The 19199-nt window shown below is 38.0% G+C and carries 22 protein-coding genes; 11 read left to right on the top strand and 11 right to left on the bottom strand.

Features of this window, described 5'->3' with window-relative positions; translation table 11 throughout:
* Positions 1–80 precede the first annotated feature (80 nt).
* A complete protein-coding gene (locus LZF87_RS14265; protein ID WP_244339982.1) occupies positions 81–623 on the bottom strand; it encodes a YceI family protein in 543 nt (180 codons plus the stop codon).
* A 7-nt stretch (positions 624–630) separates the two neighbouring features.
* Positions 631–987 carry a hypothetical protein gene (locus tag LZF87_RS14260; RefSeq protein WP_244339981.1) on the bottom strand — a complete coding sequence of 119 codons (357 nt, stop codon included), beginning with the start codon at positions 985–987 and terminating at the stop codon, positions 631–633.
* A gap of 92 nt (positions 988–1079) precedes the next feature.
* On the opposite strand from LZF87_RS14260, the gene LZF87_RS14255 reads away from it, so the two are divergent.
* From LZF87_RS14255 to LZF87_RS14240, 4 genes are read left to right on the top strand one after another with little or no spacing between them, the layout of a single operon-like run.
* A complete protein-coding gene (locus LZF87_RS14255; RefSeq protein ID WP_244339979.1) occupies positions 1080–1475 on the top strand; it encodes an OB-fold putative lipoprotein in 396 nt (131 codons plus the stop codon).
* Position 1476: 1 nt separating this feature from the next.
* Complete coding sequence (locus LZF87_RS14250) at positions 1477–1995, top strand: ankyrin repeat domain-containing protein (RefSeq protein ID WP_244339977.1); 519 nt, start codon at positions 1477–1479, stop codon at positions 1993–1995.
* Positions 1996–1999: 4 nt separating this feature from the next.
* Positions 2000–2770 carry a T9SS type A sorting domain-containing protein gene (locus LZF87_RS14245; protein ID WP_244339975.1) on the top strand — a complete coding sequence of 257 codons (771 nt, stop codon included), beginning with the start codon at positions 2000–2002 and terminating at the stop codon, positions 2768–2770.
* A gap of 3 nt (positions 2771–2773) precedes the next feature.
* Positions 2774–3652 carry a DUF5777 family beta-barrel protein gene (locus LZF87_RS14240; protein WP_244339973.1) on the top strand — a complete coding sequence of 293 codons (879 nt, stop codon included), beginning with the start codon at positions 2774–2776 and terminating at the stop codon, positions 3650–3652.
* A gap of 94 nt (positions 3653–3746) precedes the next feature.
* Here the strand turns inward: LZF87_RS14240 and LZF87_RS14235 are convergent, their stop codons facing one another.
* The 5 genes from LZF87_RS14235 to LZF87_RS14215 all read right to left on the bottom strand — a co-directional run bounded on the left by LZF87_RS14235 (position 3747) and on the right by LZF87_RS14215 (position 8092).
* Positions 3747–4298, bottom strand: coding sequence for an acyl-CoA thioesterase (locus LZF87_RS14235; RefSeq protein ID WP_244339972.1), 552 nt, complete (start codon positions 4296–4298; stop codon positions 3747–3749).
* Between the two features lie 4 nt (positions 4299–4302).
* A complete protein-coding gene (locus tag LZF87_RS14230) occupies positions 4303–4668 on the bottom strand; it encodes a 6-phosphogluconate dehydrogenase (RefSeq protein ID WP_244339970.1) in 366 nt (121 codons plus the stop codon).
* 6 nt (positions 4669–4674) lie between these two features.
* Positions 4675–6045 carry a DNA recombination protein RmuC gene (gene rmuC, locus LZF87_RS14225; protein ID WP_244339968.1) on the bottom strand — a complete coding sequence of 457 codons (1371 nt, stop codon included), beginning with the start codon at positions 6043–6045 and terminating at the stop codon, positions 4675–4677.
* A 173-nt stretch (positions 6046–6218) separates the two neighbouring features.
* Entirely contained in the window at positions 6219–6707 is a 489-nt protein-coding gene (locus LZF87_RS14220; RefSeq protein WP_244339966.1) for a hypothetical protein, read from the bottom strand.
* A gap of 20 nt (positions 6708–6727) precedes the next feature.
* Complete coding sequence (locus LZF87_RS14215) at positions 6728–8092, bottom strand: T9SS type A sorting domain-containing protein (RefSeq protein ID WP_244339964.1); 1365 nt, start codon at positions 8090–8092, stop codon at positions 6728–6730.
* Positions 8093–8992: 900 nt separating this feature from the next.
* Here LZF87_RS14215 and LZF87_RS14210 point away from each other — a divergent pair.
* The 5 genes from LZF87_RS14210 to LZF87_RS14190 all read left to right on the top strand — a co-directional run bounded on the left by LZF87_RS14210 (position 8993) and on the right by LZF87_RS14190 (position 15050).
* A complete protein-coding gene (locus tag LZF87_RS14210; RefSeq protein ID WP_244339962.1) occupies positions 8993–9553 on the top strand; it encodes a helix-turn-helix domain-containing protein in 561 nt (186 codons plus the stop codon).
* A gap of 81 nt (positions 9554–9634) precedes the next feature.
* On the top strand, positions 9635–12049 hold the full coding sequence (locus tag LZF87_RS14205) for a cation-translocating P-type ATPase (protein ID WP_244339961.1): 2415 nt from the start codon (positions 9635–9637) through the stop codon (positions 12047–12049).
* 95 nt (positions 12050–12144) lie between these two features.
* The gene (locus LZF87_RS14200; RefSeq protein WP_244339960.1) at positions 12145–12372 is read left to right on the top strand and encodes a heavy-metal-associated domain-containing protein; all 228 of its coding nucleotides are present in this window, start codon (positions 12145–12147) and stop codon (positions 12370–12372) included.
* Positions 12373–12375: 3 nt separating this feature from the next.
* Positions 12376–12849 (top strand): DUF3347 domain-containing protein, encoded by a 474-nt coding sequence (locus tag LZF87_RS14195; RefSeq protein WP_244339958.1) that lies wholly within the window; start codon positions 12376–12378, stop codon positions 12847–12849.
* A gap of 11 nt (positions 12850–12860) precedes the next feature.
* On the top strand, positions 12861–15050 hold the full coding sequence (locus LZF87_RS14190) for a multicopper oxidase domain-containing protein (RefSeq protein WP_244339956.1): 2190 nt from the start codon (positions 12861–12863) through the stop codon (positions 15048–15050).
* Between the two features lie 27 nt (positions 15051–15077).
* On the opposite strand, the gene LZF87_RS14185 is transcribed toward LZF87_RS14190, so the two are convergent.
* From LZF87_RS14185 to LZF87_RS14170, 4 genes are all read right to left on the bottom strand, one after another.
* The gene (locus LZF87_RS14185) at positions 15078–16202 is read right to left on the bottom strand and encodes a sensor histidine kinase (RefSeq protein WP_244339954.1); all 1125 of its coding nucleotides are present in this window, start codon (positions 16200–16202) and stop codon (positions 15078–15080) included.
* Between the two features lie 149 nt (positions 16203–16351).
* On the bottom strand, positions 16352–17191 hold the full coding sequence (locus tag LZF87_RS14180) for a VOC family protein (RefSeq protein ID WP_244339952.1): 840 nt from the start codon (positions 17189–17191) through the stop codon (positions 16352–16354).
* 14 nt (positions 17192–17205) lie between these two features.
* Positions 17206–17613: a VOC family protein gene (locus LZF87_RS14175; protein WP_244339950.1), complete on the bottom strand. Its 408-nt coding sequence runs from the start codon at positions 17611–17613 to the stop codon at positions 17206–17208.
* Positions 17610–18050 carry an SRPBCC family protein gene (locus LZF87_RS14170; protein ID WP_244339948.1) on the bottom strand — a complete coding sequence of 147 codons (441 nt, stop codon included), beginning with the start codon at positions 18048–18050 and terminating at the stop codon, positions 17610–17612. Before LZF87_RS14170 ends, LZF87_RS14175 begins: the two co-directional genes overlap by 4 nt.
* A 105-nt stretch (positions 18051–18155) precedes the next feature.
* Here LZF87_RS14170 and LZF87_RS14165 point away from each other — a divergent pair, with 105 nt between their 5' ends.
* Positions 18156–18728, top strand: a complete 573-nt coding sequence (locus LZF87_RS14165; RefSeq protein ID WP_244339946.1) for a pseudouridine synthase — start codon at positions 18156–18158, stop codon at positions 18726–18728.
* A 12-nt stretch (positions 18729–18740) separates the two neighbouring features.
* A complete protein-coding gene (locus tag LZF87_RS14160) occupies positions 18741–19196 on the top strand; it encodes a tRNA (cytidine(34)-2'-O)-methyltransferase (RefSeq protein ID WP_244339944.1) in 456 nt (151 codons plus the stop codon).
* The last annotated feature ends 3 nt before the right edge of the window (positions 19197–19199 follow it).

The following is a 19199-nucleotide window of genomic DNA, read 5'->3' as shown; positions in this document are numbered from 1 at the left end:
ATATAATGTAATAATTGTTATAAAAAAACGCCCTATGTTTTTCATAGAGCGTTTTTTTATAACTAACTAATTGATTGTTTTTATTTGAGAACGCAGTCGACGTCGATGTTTACTTTTTTGGAAACTTTTTTGCTTACTATGGCAGGTATTTCAATAGCGAAATCGTCCGAGTTTACTGAGAAGGCCGAAGTCAGGTAGATTGAGTCGCCCGATTTTTTGATTTTTGCCGGAGCCGATATTTTTTTTGATTTTCCGTGTAGTTCCAACGTGCCTTTAATGGTAAACTCTTTTTCCTCTTCGGATAATTTAGACATGTCGAAATTGTCGATTTTGCCTTTAAATGTCGCTTTTGGATATTTGTTGCTTTCAATGTAGTTTTCATTGAAATGTTCTTCCATTAATGCGACTTTAAACCTGAATCCCTTCATTAGGGCCAGGGCCGCGATTTCGCCGTTATCGGTGTTTAATACAACGGTTGTTGTTGTATTTTGAGCTTTTACCTCTTCGAAAGAAGGTACGGAGGCTTCAAATTTCACATCTCCGGTTTTTGTCATTTTTTTGGATTGGGAGAACCCTAAAAATGAAACTGAGAGAAGGATTGCTAAAAATAATTTCGTGTTCATGGTGTTCTTATTCAGGGAAATTTGCGTCTTTCCAGGCTATTATCTGATTAATTTGCGACTGTGGTAGTCGTTGTCCATCGCGTGGCATCCAAAATGCCGGGTCGTTACTCGATATTCGGGCAATTAATCCACGGGTTAAAACGGCATTCTTTACGTCATCATAAGTGATTAGTGACATTGGTGCATCGTTTTGAGGAGGCTGCGAATGACAATTGATACAGTTCTGTGTGATTATTGACTTTACGGTGCCGTTATATGTTACCTCGCCGGTATTATTGTCAATCAAATCGGACTCTGAGTCGTTTGTACAACTTAATGATGCTGCTGCAAAAATACCCAATACAATACTTTTTGATATATTCATTTTTATGTGTTGAATTTTATTTTTAAAGTTATGATTTTTATTGTTAAAGTAGAAAATATTTTAGTTAAATTTGTAAGAAACTGTCAGGTAATATGAAAAAAAATAGAATTATAATATTTTTGATCTTAGTCTTAGTTGCAGGTTATTTGGTTTATTCTTATGTGTATAAATCCCACCGCGATATCGCCTCTGAAAAAGGTAGCTTTACGGTTACTGCCGATGAAATTTACAACGAATTTAAAGCTGATCAGACAAAGGCAAGTGCAAAATACGACGATAAGACTATTGATGTAACCGGAACTATTTCCAGTATGGATGTCGAAGGAAACTCATTGGTTATTGATGAAAAAATGTTTGCTGTTTTTAAAGATAAATTGCCTCAAGAAATTAAACTGCAGTCTAAGGTAAAAATCAAAGGCCGTTTTATGGGGTATGACGATTTGCTCGATGAAATGAAAATGGATCAGTGTGTTTTTGTAACCGAATAGTATGGGGAAAGTTGTAGCGAACTGTATTTTTTTTCTTTTCTGTCAACTAGGTTTTTCCCAGGCAGACATTTTCGATGTTGCCCGTAAAGGAACTGTTGCAGAAATGAAAAGTCTAATTGAGAAAACCCCGGCTGATATTAACTCGGTTAACAACCACGGCTATAGTCTTTTGGTCTTGGCAACATACAGAGGTAATAATGAAGTGGCAAGGTTTCTGATTGAAAACGGGGCGGATATAAACGGTACAAGTAATTACGGATCGCCCTTAATGTCGGCAGTTGTTAAAGGGAATCTAGAAATCGTGAAAGTTCTTTTGGAACACAAAGTTGATACAAATATTGCAGATCAAAGCGGTAATACGGCACTTATCTATGCAGTAATCTTTAAAAATTATGATATAGCCGCTATGCTCGTTAAGGCAAAAGCTGATATAGCTATAAAAGACATACGTGGAAAATCGGCAATGGATTATGCTAAAATGAACAATGACGAAAAAATGATGAATCTCTTAAAAGAATAGAATTATGGGAAAAATTACATTTTCAGTTTTTGGGCTATTGTTTGCAGTTACAGGATTATGGGCTCAAACAACTTATTCTACGGGTATCGTCACATTTTTTGGAGGAGGCCCAAGTTTGGCTTATTCGGGGAAGGTGGATGTTACAAGCACAACGGTGACTGTAACGTTGATTGGTCCTTCAAACAGATGGTTAGGTATTGCTTTTAATGTCACCGGTCCTAATCAAATGAATAATTTAGGTAGTGATGTGCTTATTTTTAACGGAACAAATATGACGGACCGAAGTTTTAATGGTCAAGCAGAGCCACCTCTTGATACTCAAAACTGGACTGTAACTTCGAATACGGTGAGTTCCGGCGTTAGAACCGTGTCGGCCACCAGGAGTAGAGTAGCGGCTGAATCAACGGATTACACCTTTCCATTGGCAGCACAACCTTTAGATTTGACTTATGCACGCGGAGAGGATTTAATGATTGTATTTCATGGCTTTGGAAATTGTGGGAGTACCGTTTCAAATCTGGCTATAGATGGCTTTGATTTAGAGCGTTTTAAAGTTTATCCAAACCCTGCCCATGATTTTGTGAAAATTGAATTGCAGGATGCGGTTTTTGAAGCAGATATTTTGATTTATGACGTCCAGGGAAGAAAAGTAAAAGAGGTGAAAGTAACTTTGGAAAACAATAAAGTAGATGTTACCGGACTGAACTGCGGTTCCTATCTGATGAAAATAAAAACAGAAAAAGGGGAAGGAACAAAAACGTTGGTAATTTATTAATATATGAAAAAACTTTTACTGCTTCTTTTAGTATTTCCATTAAGTGTGTTTTCTCAGGATGATCTTCTTTCCGAGATAGATACCGCAAAAGTCGATACCCAAGTCGAATCTGCCTTTAAAGGACTCAAAATTGTCAATCTTGAATCTACAAAATTGGCTGCAAGAGGCGATTTGTATTTTATCGTCGCGCACCGATTCGATTATATGAAGAACGGTTTCGATGATTTCTTTGGATTGGATAATGCTAATACACAACTTAAATTCGTATACGGACTGGCCTCATGGATGACGATTCACGTTGCGAGGAGTGGTTTTCAGGAGACAATTGATTTAGGGGCTAAGTATAAAATAAAAGATCAGGAAAAAGATGGGTTCCCGGTTGCTTTGGCTGGATTCAACAGTATTGCAATCAATGCGGAAATGAAGGAAGAAGACTATCCGGAAATGGAATTTGCCAATCGATTGAGTTATGTTACCCAATTATTGGTTTCGCGCAAATTCAATGATCAATTGTCTTTGGAATTGGTGCCTACCTATTTTCATGAAAATACTATTCGCGATATTTTAGATGAAAACGGAGAACCTATTTTGCCTAATCCTCAGAACAACAGCCAATTTGCAATAGGTATGGGAGGGAGGTATAAATTAACCAAACGCTGGTCTGTAAACATTGATTATGCCGCTCATTTGAACCGTGCGTCCGAATCAATATACAGAAATCCGCTTGCCATAGGTGTGGATTTGGAAACCGGCGGACATGTTTTTCAAATGCATTTTACAAACTCAAGAGCGATGCATGAAACCGGTTTCTTAGGTCAGACATCGGGTGATTGGTCAAAAGGCGAAATATGCTTTGGATTTAATTTACTGCGTGTATTTTAGATGTTTTTCATGTAAGATATAAAAAAGTCCCTGTTCATTAGGGACTTTTTTATTGGTTAGTTTTTTATGTGTAAGTGTTATTTTTTAACTTGTTTTATTGTGGATTTATTTTTAATACAACATTAAAGTTCTGTAGGTTTTTTAACGCCTCTTTTGAGGAGAAATCGAAAGTTCCATCTTTAATCTGATGTTCTTTTTTACTGTTTATTCGTCTTACGGCGTCATAAAAACGCCTTACTTCTTCAAGGTTTGATAAAATCAATCCTGGCACAGGTGTTGAGTTACCGTTTTCATCTTTGGCCACCATGGTGAAATAGGATGAGTTACAATGCTTTACTTTTCCGGTCAGGATATTTTGTGAAGTTATCCGAATACCGACAACCATTGAGGTTCTTCCTACATAATTTACAGACGATTTAAGTGTAACAAGTTCGCCCACTTCAATTGGATTTAAAAAGTCTACCGTATCAACCGAAGCGGTGACACAGTATTTTTCGGAATATTTTGAAGCACATGCAAAAGCTATCTGGTCCATTAGTGATAAAATGTAGCCGCCATGTATTTTCCCGCTGAAGTTGGAGTGGGAGGGCAGCATCAGTTGGGACAGAGTAATTTTAGAATCGCTTACCTTTTTGAAGTTTTCCATTCGATTAGTTCCTGAAATGCGGAGTAGCCTCCTGTTTTACATCGGTAACAAAATATTTTGTATCACCCCACCATGGGAACGTTTTATAGCGTTCCACATAGGTTATCTTTACATATTTGCCTTGGTAGGTTTGTAAATCCTCAATTACTTTCGCGTCTTTGTCTAAAACTGAAAAAGCGAATATTTGTGCCCCGGAAATACCTTGGCTGATTTCGCCTTCCCACGTTTTCATGATGACACCTTTTCTGCTAATTTTAATAAGCTCGCCGGCTCTTACACCTTCACTGAAAGGTATGTAATAGATAAAAGCGAAATAACCCGATAAAATCACTAGGAAAGCAGCGATTGCGTACAAAATGTATTTTCTCATGACAGCTTAATTTTCGATGTTTTGTTCTTTTTCAAAAGCACGAATCAGTAGACTTTCCGGTAATGCTTTTTTGGCCTTGGCTCCCATTTTTTTGAGTTTTTCCACGCTGGTAACAAGATTGCCTTTTCCATCGACAAGTTTGTTCATTGCGTTACCGTATTCGCTCTTGGCTTCGTCCATTTTCTTTCCGATTTTAATCAAATCAGATATAAAGCCTTCAAATTTATCATATAAAGCACCTGCCTGGCGCGCAATTTCATAAGCATTCTCCTGTTGTTTCTGGTTCGTCCACATACTGTCAATAGTTCTGAGGGTAGCCAGAAGCGTCGACGGAGTTACAATTACGATATTCTTCTCAAACGCTTTGGTATAAATTGAACTGTCTTCGTTTAAGGCTAAAGCAAAAGCTGGTTCCATCGGAATGAATAGCAATACGAAATCCGGACTTTCTATCTGATATAAATCCTGATAATTCTTTCCACTTAATTGCTCTACATGGCGCTTGATGGAATTAACGTGTTCTTTCAAAAAAGATGCTTTTGTTTCTTCATCTTCCTCATTAATGTATCGTTCGTAAGCCGTTAATGATACTTTGGAATCCACGATCATTTTTTTACCGTCTGGTAGATTAATCACCACATCGGGCTGAACACGTGAACCATCTTCGGTTACAAAGCTTTGCTGTACTTCATATTCCCTGCCTTTTTCCAAACCTGACTTTTCAAGTACGCGCTCTAAAATTAATTCGCCCCAGTTACCCTGCATTTTACTGTCTCCTTTCAAAGCTTTTGTAAGATTTAGGGTTTCTTTGCTCATTTGTTCGTTCATTTCGCGCAGCCCCAAAATTTGCTGGCGTAATGCGGCATGATAGTCAATGCTTTCTTTGTGGGTGTCTTCTACTTTCTTTTCAAATAACTGAATTTTGTCCTGAAGCGGGGAAAGAATGTTTTTAAGGTTCTCCTTGTTTTGCTCGGTAAACTTATTTGTCTTTTCTTCCAATATTTTATTGGCCAGGTTTTCAAATTCTTTAGTGAATTTTTCCTGTAAGCGATTTACTTCTTCTTTCTGTTCTTTATTGCGTTCCCATAGGTTTTCGAAATCGACTTCCTTTTTGGATAGTTGAATGGCAATGGCTTCTTTTTCGCAACGGATGTTTTCTTTTTCGGTATTTAACTGCTGAAGTTGTTTTTCGAAACTGTTGCGTTCGTTCTGGAATTGGTCTTTTGCCTGTTCAATCTGGCTCATCAGGCCATTGATACGTTCCTCCAACCCTGATTTTTCCGATTGTGATTTGGCTGAAAACAAGAGTTTTCCAATGAAAATACCTATTCCTAAGGCAATACAAAATGCGGCTGTTACTAAAAGGGTTTCTGACATGGTTTTATGATTTGTTTATTACTGTAAAAGTAGAAAAAAATAGAATGTGTTTTTTTACGAAATGAGTGAGTAAATAACTTTCGGTTAAATATTTCAGAATTTTTTTGTTGAGGTTTTTAATTATAGAACTAATCGTACTTATTCTGAAAACTATATTAGACGATGTTTCGGTTTCATATTTTATTCTTTGTTTTTTTCCTGGTAAGAGCAATAAGAAGCGAAGCAAAGGCTATATATACAAAAAACAATCTTATTGAACTGAAAATTAGCCAAATATGACCTCTTTTACGCCATTCTTTTGGAGATATAGTGTTTGAAAGATGACTTTGGGAAAATTCAATTACTTCAGGATAGAAGTAGGTTGCGGTTACTACCATGGACAAAACATAAATATGAATTGTTATCAGGAAGTATTTGCGTCTTTCAGTTATTTTCCAATTCATTATAAATGCAGCTGCAGTAGATATAATTATCAACGGATGAACGATTAACCAGAATTTATCTTCTTCCAACCCGTATTTGTCGTTAATCAGAAATGTTGATTCTGGTAAATGTGAAAGATAATTAGGATAATAAACAATATGAGAGTAGGTTAGTCCGCCTAAAATTACAGCCCAACAAATGATCGCAATAAATAAAGAAATTTGTCTTGCCTGTTGCATCGGATTTTTTAAATAGGGAGTTATTTTTTTATGATTTTTTTCATTTGGTTTAGACCGTTGATCGTAATCTGAAGGAAATACATTCCGCTTTCTAATTCCTGCATGTCAATTTCCGAAATTTTTACCTCCAGTTCCCTGATTTTTTTTCCCGTTACATCAAGTAAAGACATCTTGTCAATTATGCGGTTTTCGGTATTAACAATGAATAATTTGTCTGATACCGGGTTGGGGTATAAAAAAAACGGATCAGTTTTGTCGAAATTTTCATTGTTTAAAATAAGACAATTGACATCCTTTGGAATATTTACATGCTGGTTTGTACCAATGCCTAATCGTCCGTCTGTGTTATACCCACAAGAACGCATATTGCCATTGGTGTTTATAAGGATACTGTGTTGGAATGAGAGCGCTATGTCACGCCAATTGGTTCCGCTTCCGACCTGGATAGGGAACTTGACACCGGTATTGGTACCGTTACCCAATTGTCCAAAACTATTATATCCCCAAGCCCATAGGGTTCCGTCCGTTTTTATAGCCAAGGAATGATACCCTCCGGCGTTAATGTTTGACCAGTTCGTATCTATGCCTAATTGTATGGGGGAAAATTTGTCGGTATTGGTATTATCCCCTAATTGTCCGTAGGCATTCCAGCCCCAAACCCATAGTGTGCCGTCTTGTTTGATTGCTATAGTATGTCCGAATCCGTCGCTTATTTTTGCCCAATTGGAGTCGGTGCCAATTTGAGTGGGGACTGCTCTGTTAGTGGCAGTTCCATCGCCTAGTTTGCCGTGCGAATTATCACCCCAAGCCCAAAGAGTTCCGTCTGTTTTTATTGCAAACGAATTGTTATGGCCGGCGCAGATATATAACCAATCATTATTTGTGCCGATTTGTGTCGGATATAATTTATCAGCGGTAGTTCCATCTCCCAAATTACCATAGACATTGCCTCCCCAAGCCCATAATGTTCCGTCATTTTTTAAAGCTAAATTATGGCTTCCACCTCCGGAAACCGTTTTCCAGTTAGTTTCTGAACTTATTTGTATTGGAACAGAGCTTGACGTATTGGTACCATTACCTAACTGGCCGGATTGATTCCATCCCCAAGCCCATAATGTGTTATTGCTTTTTAATGCGACCATATGATTATAGCCGGAAGAGATCATTTTCCAATCAGCTGGTCCGGATACCAAAACGGGAATGTTTTTGTTTACAGATGTTCCGTCTCCTAATTGTCCTTGGCCATTAAATCCCCATGTCCATAATGTGCCATCGTTTTTTATCCCTGCGGATTGTCCGTTTTTGGCTGATATGGAAGTCCAGCATTGGGCAATAACTGCAATAGGTGATAATAAGGATAAAACTAAAAGTAATATATTTTTCATAGGCTTAATTTATTTAGTTTAACTTCCTTGTATTCTACTCTGTAAAACGCATCTTGATAAAAAAAATAGATTTCGTAAAACTCTTAAATAGGTTTAAATGATGATTTTGCTTGTTAATTTACATACGATAGATTTAAAAAGTAAATTAGTTTGATGTTTTACTGTTATATTCGATAAAATACATTTTTTCTGTTTTTTGACCAAGTAGTCAGCTATCAGTTGTTGATAACTTTTGGTGTTAATGTTTTGTGTTACAGTGTTTTGTTTTGTGTAAAGTTGTAAATTTGATATACGGTTTTTGATTTGTTGTTCGAATTTGTTTATCCGTGAAAAGAGGGCATTTTCGGTTCGTTGATGTGAAAAACCATCCTCGGGAGTCATAGAGACTTTAATAGCTGAATGGTATTTACACTAGTGATAGTGAGAAGTCGTTGGGGCTATAGTTAATAAGGTAATAGTAAATCAAATACTGTAAGAGAGGCTTGTAAAAGGGCCTCTTTTTTTTGAAAATAATGTAAAGTTTAGATGATTTTAAATTTTTAAAAATGAATTTATGCTTTTCATTATTTGCTTTCTGATGGATACCGACAGTGATTTAAAAAAGTTAATAACTTTTATATGTTAATGTTTTGTTTTTTAGTTATTTAAATTGATAAAAGCTGTAAATTTGATATACGATATTTGATTTGTTATTCAAAGAAGTTCATCCGTGAAAAGAGGACAGATTTGCGTGATCGTTTATACTTGTATAGTTAGAGGGTAATAGTAAATCAAACATTGTAAGGAGGTCTGTAAAAGGACCTCTTTTTTTGTTTCTATTTCTGAGATAATTATTGGCAGCATTGATTCGGTTTTTATTTTTTATAAAAGAATTCGTAATTTTAACGTAATCGAATCAGTATGAAAGTCTACGTTAAAAATATGGTTTGCCACCGTTGTGTATTGGCAGTGGAAACAATTCTCAACAATCTTAATTTGAATTACAAAAGCGTCACTTTAGGCGAAATTGAATTTCAGGATTCTTTAGACAGTGGTAATAAGGATAAATTATCACAAGAACTTCAGTCGATTGGTTTTGAACTCATTGATGATAAAAAAAATCAGTTAATCGAACGGATTAAGAGCACCATCATTACACATATCCATCATGATAAAGAACTTATCAAAATAAATTTATCCGATTTTCTGGCTTCGGAATTGGGTTATGAATACAATTACCTGAGCAATTTATTTTCGGAAGTAGAAGGGACCACCATTGAGAAATATGTCATCCTTCAAAAAATAGAAAAAGTAAAGGAACTCATCGTTTATGATGAACTTTCATTAAAAGAAATAGCAAACCAATTAGGCTACAGTAGTGTGGCTTACCTCAGTAATCAGTTTAAAAAAGTAACCGGATTAACACCTTCGCATTTTAAATCCATCGGGCAGCAAAAACGGGTTCCACTTGATCATCTGTAAAAGTTACAATTCGTTATAAGAATCCTGTAATACTTTATCTTATTATCCGACGGAACTTTGTATCATCAAATAATAAGAATTATGGAAACGAATAATAAAATAACGATAATTCCACTGGAGGATGTTCATAGCGAGCATTGCGCCCTTATTGTTGATGATGCTTTGGCTAAAACCCAAGGTGTTTTGTCCCATAAAGTCGAACTCAACAATCATCAGGCAAAAATTGAAACAGATCCTAAGTTTTTTAAACTGGGACAACTCGTGCAGAACATTCGGGATTTAGGTTACAACGTTACAACGGTCAAAAAGAGTTTTCCGGTTGAAGGGATGACCTGTGCTTCGTGTGCTGTGAGTGTGGAAAGCATTCTTTCTTTTGAAGAAGGAGTTATCGCTTCATCGGTTAATTACGCCAATGCAACGGCTACGGTGGAATACGTTCCGGGAATAGCGAGATTGGAAAATTTCAAAAAAGCTATTCAAAGTATCGGTTACGATTTGATTATTGACGAATCGGAAAATCAGGAAGCAGAAATTGAAGAACGTCAAAATGAGCAATTTTTGATTTTAAAAAAACGAACCATAGCGGCAGCACTTTTTACGTTGCCGGTTTTTGTGATCGGAATGTTTTTTATGGATTGGCCTTTTGCCAATATGATAATGTGGATGTTGTCCACTCCTGTTTTGTTTTGGTTCGGAAAAAGTTTTTTCATTAATGCCTGGAAACAAGCCAAGCATCGTAAAGCCAATATGGATACATTGGTAGCGCTAAGTACGGGTATCTCTTATCTTTTCAGTGTGTTTAATACATTGAACCCCGAATTCTGGTACAGCCGTGGTTTGCATGCACACGTTTATTTTGAGGCAGCAACGGTAGTCATCACATTTATTCTTTTGGGGAAAGTATTGGAAGAAAGAGCCAAGGGGAATACCGCTTCGGCCATAAAAAAACTAATGGGACTGCAGCCAAAAACCGTTACCAGATTAACTGAAAACGGTCAGCAGGAAGAGGTAAAAATCAGCGATGTTATTCCGGGTGATTTGCTTTTGGTAAAACCGGGGGAAAAAATTGCTGTAGACGGAAAAGTACTGTCCGGAACTTCATTCGTCGACGAAAGTATGATTTCCGGAGAGCCTGTTTCGGTGGCCAAAAATGCAGGCGATACTGTTTTTGCCGGAACCATCAATCAGAAAGGAAGTTTTCAGTACACGGCAGAAAAAATAGGTTCGGAAACGCTCCTGGCGCATATTATTCAGATGGTGCAAAATGCGCAGGGAAGTAAAGCTCCTGTCCAAAAACTGGTCGATAAAATTGCGGGAATTTTTGTTCCTATTGTGCTTGTTATTTCCTTGATAGCGTTGATTTCCTGGGTTGTATTAGGTGGCGAAAACGGTTTTACACAAGGGCTTTTAGCTATGGTGACGGTACTGGTAATTGCCTGTCCGTGTGCCTTAGGATTGGCCACCCCAACGGCGATTATGGTTGGAGTAGGGAAAGGTGCCGAAAAAGGAATCCTGATTAAAGACGCGGAAAGTCTGGAACTCGCGCAAAAGATTGACACTGTCATTTTTGACAAAACCGGTACACTTACCGAAGGCAAACCGTCTGTTGTGGCTGCTTTATGGAAAGAAGAGAATCATAATTTGCAGGGCATTTTATTTTCGATCGAATCCAAATCAGAGCATCCATTGGCTGAGGCTGTCGCAAAATATTATTCAGGGATGCATTCCAAATCAGCAACTGAATTCGAGAGTATTACTGGGTTCGGAGTGAAAGCGAGAGTTGAGAGTCAAACCTATTATGTCGGAAACCAGCGTTTGGCAACGGAAAACAATATTCCGATTGATAGCAATTTTTCGGAATTTATTAAGGAACATTCCGCATTGGCTCACACGCTGTTGTATTTTTTCAATGAAGAGAAACTCTTAGCGGTCATTGCCGTTGCCGATAAAATTAAAAACACTTCTGCTACGGCAGTAAACCAACTTCAAAATCAGGGAATTGAAGTAATTATGCTTACAGGTGATAATGACAAAACAGCAGCATCTGTTGCCAAAACAATCGGTCTAAACCGATACAAAGCCAATGTTTTGCCCGAGGATAAGCTTTCGTTCATAAAAAGTTTACAGGAGGAAGGAAAAGTGGTTGCCATGGTGGGAGATGGTATCAATGACAGTGCTGCTTTGGCTCAGGCCAATGTGAGCATCGCCATGGGTAAAGGCTCGGATATCGCGATGGATGTGGCTCATATGACCATTATTTCTTCGGATTTGTTGAAAGTTCCGGAAGCGATCAAGCTTTCACGACAAACAGTTGTTACGATTAAACAGAATCTTTTTTGGGCGTTCATTTATAACGTAATCGGGATTCCGATAGCTGCAGGGCTTTTATATCCGATTAATGGTTTCTTATTGAATCCAATGATTGCGGGTGCTGCTATGGCTTTAAGTTCCGTAAGTGTGGTAAGTAACAGTCTTCGGTTAAAGTTGAGAAAATAACTGTAAATGTTGTAAATCCGGAGTGAAATTATATAATAATTTGTACAATTCAATATCTGAAATTTGTAGTATAAATAATCACTAAATTAGATGTTATGAAAACAAAAACGAAACAATTCAAAACCAATATTAATTGCTCCGGCTGTGTGGCCAAAGTGTCTCCGATTCTAAATCCGTTGCTAGGTGAAGATCGATGGGAAGTGGATACCACAAATAAAGACAAAATTTTAACCGTCAGTATTGATAATCTGGATGAAGAAATGCTTGTGAAACAAGTTACTAATGCTGGATTTAAAATCGAATCATTAACTCAAAACCAATAAAAAATGAAGACCTTATTTATTATCCTGATGAGTTGGGCAGGAATTATGACAACTCAGGCCCAAGACAAAGAGTGGAATCGACTGCTAAAAGATTACCTGGCTGTGGAAGATGCTTTGGTTGCCTCAAATGTTGGTAATGCAAAAGACGCTTTAAAACAAATGCAAACCGATGTTCAGGACTTGCAACCTGTTACCGCAGGTAAAGCATCTCAACAAAAAGAACTGAAATTTTTGGCGGCCTATTTAGATATTTATGCGAAATCGGATTCGCTGGAGGAAATAAGAACCGGATTCGGTAAAATCTCAGGTTCGATGATTGCATTGGCGGAGCAAAAAGTATTTGCCGGTCAAGAGCTGTATATTATTAATTGCCCCATGAAGAAAGTCAACTGGCTTGATGATTCCAATACCGTAAAGAATCCATATTACGGGAAAGCGATGCTAACATGCGGCAGCGTAAAGAAAACTATTAATTAAGAAGTGTGATTATGAAAAGGCTGTTCCTTTTATGGTTCCTGACATTGGTCTCTTTTGTGGCAATCGGACAAAAAGTAAAACGTTACGATTTGCATGTAAAGGATACGCTGGTGAATTACACGGGAAAAACAAAACCAGGAATAGCCATTAATGGTCAGATTCCAGCGCCTACCTTAGAATTTACTGAAGGAGATATTGCAGAAATCCATGTTCATAATCACATGCATCACGAAACGTCTTTGCATTGGCACGGACTTATTTTGCCCAACGAAATGGATGGGGTTCCTTATTTGACCACAGCTCCTGTCAAGCCCCATTCCGAAGCGGTGTATCGTTTTCCGATAGTCCAAAACGGAACGTATTGGTATCATTCACACACCATGTTGCAGGAGCAGAGCGGTATGTATGGTGCATTTATCATCCATAAAAAAGAACCTTCTCAGGTAAGAGAGAAAGTCGTTTTGTTGAGCGATTGGAGTGATGAAAATCCGCATCAAATTGAGCGCTCATTGCATCAGGCAACCGATTGGTATGCGATAAAAAAAGGGGCAACGCAAAATTATGCTCAGGCGATTAAAGAAGGTCATTTTTCCACCAAATTGGAAAATGAATGGAAACGCATGATGGCTATGGATGTGAGCGACGTTTATTATGAAAGATTCCTTATCAATGGTAATCTGTCCGAATCGGTTTCCGATGCAAAACCAGGTGAAGAAATACGACTTCGGGTCATAAACGGAAGTGCTTCAACCTATTTCTGGCTTCAGTTTTCAGGCGGAAAAATGAAAGTAGTTGCCAGTGATGGTGTCGATGTTGTACCGGTTGCTGTTGACCGATTGATTGTTGGGGTTTCCGAATCGTATGATATTATAGTCACCATCCCTGAAATAGGGAGTTATGAATTTTCAGCTACTTCGGAAGACCGGACGGGATCGGTATCGCTTTGGATAGGGGAAGGTTCCAAAAAGCCAATAAAACCGATGGAGCGCCTAAAGTATTTTGAAGGGATGAAAATGATGAATGAGATGATGACAGTGGGCGGAAAAATGAACGACATGGGCATGAATATGAGTCTGCAGCAAATGGATATGAACGCTGTAATGTATCCTGAAATCACAGGAAGTTATTCGGAGGAAAAGGATAAAAAGACGGATGGAATTCATCACAATCATGCCGAAACTCCAGAGGTAGATAAGGTGACCTTAAATTACAATATGCTGCAATCGGTTACAAAATCGAAGCTGCCGGATGTTCCTTTTCGGGAATTTACGTTTGAATTAACCGGGAACATGAATCGGTATGTCTGGACAATGGACAATAAAACGATATCCGAAACCGATAAGATCCTGATAAAGAAAGGAGAAAATGTCCGCATCATTCTGAAAAACAATTCGATGATGCGCCATCCGATGCATCTTCACGGTCACTTCTTCCGAATCGTCAATGAAAAAGGCGATTATTCTCCACTAAAAAATGTTATGGATATCATGCCGATGGAAACCAACGTGATTGAGTTCCATGCTTCAGAAAATTACGGTGATTGGTATTTTCACTGTCATATTCTGTATCACATGATGTCGGGGATGGGGAAAATTTTCAGCTACGAAAACTCGCCTGTTAATCCGGAATTAGGAGACCCGAAAAAAGCGCTGCGTAAAGTCTATGCGGACGACCGTCGTTTTTACCTGGGTGCTGAAATCGGTTTGGAAAGCAACAGTAGCGATGGGGAAATTCGGTATTCAAATACACGCTGGATGCTGCAAACCGAATGGCATGTTGGTTTTAAAAAAGAATATGGATATGAAAATGAACTTCGATTTGGAAGGCTTTTAGGTAAAAACCAGTTTTTGATGCCTTATGTGGGATGGGATTTTCGTTATCGCCCGGGAGGAGAAGACGAAACGAATATATTCAATCAGACGAATACTAAAGATCAGCGAAGTGTTTTTTCAATGGGAGTGCAATACACCATGCCATGGTTTATTGTCGCCGATGCCCGAATTGATTCTGACGCAAAAATAAGATTCAGTTTTTCCCGAGATGATATTCCCGTGACGGAAAGACTGCGTTTGCGCGGTATGTGGAACACGGATAAAGAATGGACGATAGGCGCGAAATATATAATGACAAAATATTGGTCCTTGTCAACGCACTACGACAGTGATATGGACTGGGGTGCAGGAATTACGTTCCAGTATTAAAAAAAACACGAATTTTTTAGCAGAAAACTAGACTTGGTTTATTTCTAATTTGGGAAGGGCTACCGTAAAGGTAGTACCAATATTTTTTTCTGAATGTACCGCAATGTTTCCGTTAAGGCATTCGGCAGCTTCTTTGGCGATAAATAGTCCGAGGCCGGACCCCATTTTTTCATTAGTGACAAAAAACATGTCAAAAATTTTATCCTGATTTTCCCGGTTGATTCCTATGCCGTTGTCTTCAATTTCAATCACATAAAAAGAGCGATTTTCATAAGTTTTGATTGTAATCACTTTGTTGTGTTTATTGTCATCAGAATATTTGATGGCATTTGAGAGAAGGTTATTAAGTATGATTCGCACTCTTAAACTATCGATAATAATTTTGTCGGCCGAGATGTCTTTTTTAAAGGTAATGGAATTTGCTTTTTTCATGTACAGATGCTGGGAAATTATCTCGTCTGTCAATTTGTCCAGACTGACTAATTCTATACATTGATGTTTTCGCTTGTTCCTGGAATAATCAATAATGTCACTGATAAAATGATCTTGCTGCGTAAGACTTTCATGCATTAAATTTAAATAGTCTTTTATTTTGTGGACATTTTCTTCCTCTTGAGCAATTTCGATCAGACCTTTTACCGAGTTGATTGGGGATCGTAAATCATGAGAAGCGCTGTATACGAAACGATACAATTCTTTATTGGCGACTGTTAAATCGTTATTTTGTTCTTCAGTTTCTTTTTTGGAACGGATAAGATTTTTTAACGTTGACCTGTAATACAAAACCATTGGGCATATTACCAATAGGAGGAAAATGACGTTGCCCCAAATGAAGTACTTTTTATTGTTTAAGTTGACTTCACTTGGGGCAACGGTATAATTTTTTCCTGTTTCAGATGGTATGGCCATCAAAAGATGTGTACTTGAAACCAATCTTCTTCGAAAGCCCGAACCTAAATCGGATGTGTTTACTATTTGTATTGGCCTCTTTTTAAAATTTGATTCCGACGAAACGAATACCAGTTCTTTAGTGGATCTTTTTGATGAACGATGACTGAAATGTTTAAACGAGGAGCATGTTAAAAATAGTATCAGTAAAACGATGAACCTCGATGGTCGTCTTAAATTCTCTAAAAAGGTCTGCTTATTCATACGGATTCCTATTTAGTTAACATGTTAAATGTGTAACTAAAGTAATATATTTTTTCGTAAGAAAGAAAAAATAAAGTAGGAATTTTATTTATTTTTATAAGAGACGCAATAAATACATATGATTGTGATAATTTTTTCCTGAAAGCAAGTTATACGCTTAGTAATGTTTGAATATCAAACTTTCTCATTTTCATAAAGGCTTCCACAACTTTTTGTGATTTTTCAGGATTACTCATCAATTCTCCCAGAATAGCAGGGACGATTTGCCACCAAACCCCATACTTGTCTTTCAGCCAACCACACATACTTTCTTCTCCGCCTTCGGTTAGTTTTTCCCAGAAATAATCAATTTCTTCCTGATCTTCGCATTCCACAACAAAAGAAATAGTTTCATTAAATCCGAAGCCTTTTGCCAAACCACTGTCCATTGTCATGAAAACATTATTGTTCAGTTTGAATTGGGCATGTTTAATGGTTCCGGTAATATCATGATCATCTTCGGCATAACGTAATATCCCAACTACGTCCGAGTTTTTAAATACCGATGTGTAGAAATTGATGGCTTCTTCTGCCTTGCCGTGCATGCTTTCGGTAAACATTAGCGTTGGGGTGAATTTCTGCCCTACATCTGCCAATTTGCCAAAAGACAATTGCCAGTTAACGCCGAATTTATCCTGAACCCAACCGTATTTTTCGCTCCATTCGTATTTGTCCAACGCCATAAGTGCAGAACCTCCATCAATCAGAATGTTCCATGCTTTCATAAGTTCTTCTTCCGATTCGCATACCACAAAAAATGAGATGGAAGGATTCATATTAAATTGCGGATTTCCGTTAAGGCACATGAATTTTTGCCCGGCAGATTCAAACATTACCACGATTGGGTTTTCGTCGGTAATTTTTGTTTCTTTGAAAACGTTACAGTAAAAATCGGCAGCTTCTTTGGCATTTCCCTCAAACCAAAGACAAGGATATATTGGATTTTTCATGCTTTTATAAGTTTTTATTTTTGAGGGATTTTGCTGGTGTCCATATAAAAAACTTCCCAACAGTGACCGTCAGGATCTTCAAAACTGCGCAACTGCATAAAACCATAATCTTTAGCCTCATTGTATTCCACAGCGCCTGCTTTTACAGCCTTATCTGCCATTTCATTCATTTTGGCAACACTTTCCAGGGATAAAGAATTGATAACCCCGGTAGTTTTTGAAGTGTCTGATATCTCTTTTACGATAAAGTCTTTAAATCGGTTGTGTGTCACAAGCATTACAAAAATTTCTTCACTAAAAACCATGCAGGCAGCGGTGTCGTCTGTAAACTGCGGGTTGTTGGTGAATCCGATTTTAGTATAAAAGTCCATTGCTTTTCCAAGATCTTTTACCGGAAGGTTGATAAAAATTTGTGATTTCATAGTATGTCTTGATTAGTGGATTCAGTATGTTTTTTAAAATTGTCAAGTATGGCTTGCCAACCGCTTTGCTGCATCTCTAAAGAATTGACCTCTTCAGGCTCGAAGGTTTCAGTGACAGTCGTCAAATTACCATCGGCTTCAAACGTAATGCGTACTTTTCTTCCGTCGCTGAGAGCATACTCAATTAATTCGTTGATTTTGATGTTGCTGTAAGTTCCCCGAAAGTCAAAACCAAAAGTGCCATCTTTGGCTTCCATTCTGTATATAAATTTTCCTTTTGGCCTCAAATCATTAGTCGCCTGTGGGGTGTGCCAATCGTCGGAAGCATTGTTCCATTGGCTGATATGTTCCGGTCGTGTCCAGATTTTCCATACTTTATCCACAGTAGCATTAACTGTTGCGGTAACTGTAATTGTTGTTCTTTCGCTTGTTGCCATTGAATCTTTTTTTAGTGGACGAAGGTTGAAATGAATAGTCATAAAATTACGACACTTTAACCAAGCGATAAAACATAAAATGTATTTTTGTAAAAAAAAAAGTCTATGCATCAACACTTTCTGCTTCATAAGCCGCATGGCTATTTAAGTCAGTTTATCTATGAGAAGAAGCGTGCTAAGAAAAAGCTGGGGGAGTTGTTTGATTTTCCCGAAGGAACTATGGCTATCGGTCGCTTAGATGAAGATTCCGAGGGATTGCTGCTGCTGACTACCGACGGAATGATGAGTGAACTTGTAAGGAGTAAGACTGTCGAAAAAGAATATTTTGCGCAAGTGGATGGCATCGTAACCGAAGAAGCCATAATGCGACTAAAAAGAGGTGTTGAAATCGGTTTTAAAGGCATCCGATATGTGACCAAAGAATGTGAAGCAAGAATCATTACCGATTTGCCGGACTGCATAGGCGAGGGCAGACGTATTCGTGATGAACGGCACGGACCAACCAGCTGGCTTTCGATTACATTGACCGAAGGAAAGTTTCGTCAGGTGCGTAAGATGACGGCTGCAGTGGGGTTACCAACGTTGCGGTTGATTCGCATGCGTGTGGGAACAATTGATTTACACGGATTAAAAGCTGGAGAAGTTTTAGAAGTGCCCGACTTTCAACTATCCAAATAACCAAAAGAAAATATGTTAAATGTAGTTTTAGTGGAACCGGAAATCCCGAATAATACCGGGAATATAGGTCGTTTATGTGTGGGAACCGGATGCAGGCTGCATCTGATTCATCCGTTTGGATTTGAGATAACCGATAAAAACTTAAAGCGTTCCGGCCTGGATTACTGGGTACATCTGGATTGGTATGAATATCAGAATGTAGCCGAATGGAAAGCACAGATTCCGGACTTGTCACGCGTTTTTCTGATGAGTTCCCATGCCGAAAAATCGTATCTTGAAACGGATTTTCAGGATGGCGATTGGTTGGTATTCGGGAAAGAAAGTGTCGGGTTAAGCCAGGAGGTGTTAAGCCAGTTTGAAAACCATCTGACCATTCCGATGTCGGATAAAATCAGAAGCTATAATATTGCCAATTCCGTTGCTTTTGTGGTAGGGGAAGCCAAAAGGCAGATTGGCCTGAAAAAGTAATTC

This window comes from Flavobacterium enshiense (assembly GCF_022836875.1).
Lineage (GTDB): Bacteria > Bacteroidota > Bacteroidia > Flavobacteriales > Flavobacteriaceae > Flavobacterium > Flavobacterium enshiense_A.
This window is presented reverse-complemented; position numbering and strand designations above follow the sequence as displayed.

Bases quoted from the DNA above. Each gene is read 5' to 3' on its own strand.
- LZF87_RS14265 (WP_244339982.1), bottom strand. From the start codon at position 623: ATGAACACGAAATTATTTTTAGCAATCCTTCTCTCAGTTTCATTTTTA.
- LZF87_RS14260 (WP_244339981.1), bottom strand. From the start codon at position 987: ATGAATATATCAAAAAGTATTGTATTGGGTATTTTTGCAGCAGCATCA.
- LZF87_RS14255 (WP_244339979.1), top strand. From the start codon at position 1,080: ATGAAAAAAAATAGAATTATAATATTTTTGATCTTAGTCTTAGTTGCA.
- LZF87_RS14250 (WP_244339977.1), top strand. From the start codon at position 1,477: ATGGGGAAAGTTGTAGCGAACTGTATTTTTTTTCTTTTCTGTCAACTA.
- LZF87_RS14245 (WP_244339975.1), top strand. From the start codon at position 2,000: ATGGGAAAAATTACATTTTCAGTTTTTGGGCTATTGTTTGCAGTTACA.
- LZF87_RS14240 (WP_244339973.1), top strand. From the start codon at position 2,774: ATGAAAAAACTTTTACTGCTTCTTTTAGTATTTCCATTAAGTGTGTTT.
- LZF87_RS14235 (WP_244339972.1), bottom strand. From the start codon at position 4,298: ATGGAAAACTTCAAAAAGGTAAGCGATTCTAAAATTACTCTGTCCCAA.
- LZF87_RS14230 (WP_244339970.1), bottom strand. From the start codon at position 4,668: ATGAGAAAATACATTTTGTACGCAATCGCTGCTTTCCTAGTGATTTTA.
- rmuC (WP_244339968.1), bottom strand. From the start codon at position 6,045: ATGTCAGAAACCCTTTTAGTAACAGCCGCATTTTGTATTGCCTTAGGA.
- LZF87_RS14220 (WP_244339966.1), bottom strand. From the start codon at position 6,707: ATGCAACAGGCAAGACAAATTTCTTTATTTATTGCGATCATTTGTTGG.
- LZF87_RS14215 (WP_244339964.1), bottom strand. From the start codon at position 8,092: ATGAAAAATATATTACTTTTAGTTTTATCCTTATTATCACCTATTGCA.
- LZF87_RS14210 (WP_244339962.1), top strand. From the start codon at position 8,993: ATGAAAGTCTACGTTAAAAATATGGTTTGCCACCGTTGTGTATTGGCA.
- LZF87_RS14205 (WP_244339961.1), top strand. From the start codon at position 9,635: ATGGAAACGAATAATAAAATAACGATAATTCCACTGGAGGATGTTCAT.
- LZF87_RS14200 (WP_244339960.1), top strand. From the start codon at position 12,145: ATGAAAACAAAAACGAAACAATTCAAAACCAATATTAATTGCTCCGGC.
- LZF87_RS14195 (WP_244339958.1), top strand. From the start codon at position 12,376: ATGAAGACCTTATTTATTATCCTGATGAGTTGGGCAGGAATTATGACA.
- LZF87_RS14190 (WP_244339956.1), top strand. From the start codon at position 12,861: ATGAAAAGGCTGTTCCTTTTATGGTTCCTGACATTGGTCTCTTTTGTG.
- LZF87_RS14185 (WP_244339954.1), bottom strand. From the start codon at position 16,202: ATGAATAAGCAGACCTTTTTAGAGAATTTAAGACGACCATCGAGGTTC.
- LZF87_RS14180 (WP_244339952.1), bottom strand. From the start codon at position 17,191: ATGAAAAATCCAATATATCCTTGTCTTTGGTTTGAGGGAAATGCCAAA.
- LZF87_RS14175 (WP_244339950.1), bottom strand. From the start codon at position 17,613: ATGAAATCACAAATTTTTATCAACCTTCCGGTAAAAGATCTTGGAAAA.
- LZF87_RS14170 (WP_244339948.1), bottom strand. From the start codon at position 18,050: ATGGCAACAAGCGAAAGAACAACAATTACAGTTACCGCAACAGTTAAT.
- LZF87_RS14165 (WP_244339946.1), top strand. From the start codon at position 18,156: ATGCATCAACACTTTCTGCTTCATAAGCCGCATGGCTATTTAAGTCAG.
- LZF87_RS14160 (WP_244339944.1), top strand. From the start codon at position 18,741: ATGTTAAATGTAGTTTTAGTGGAACCGGAAATCCCGAATAATACCGGG.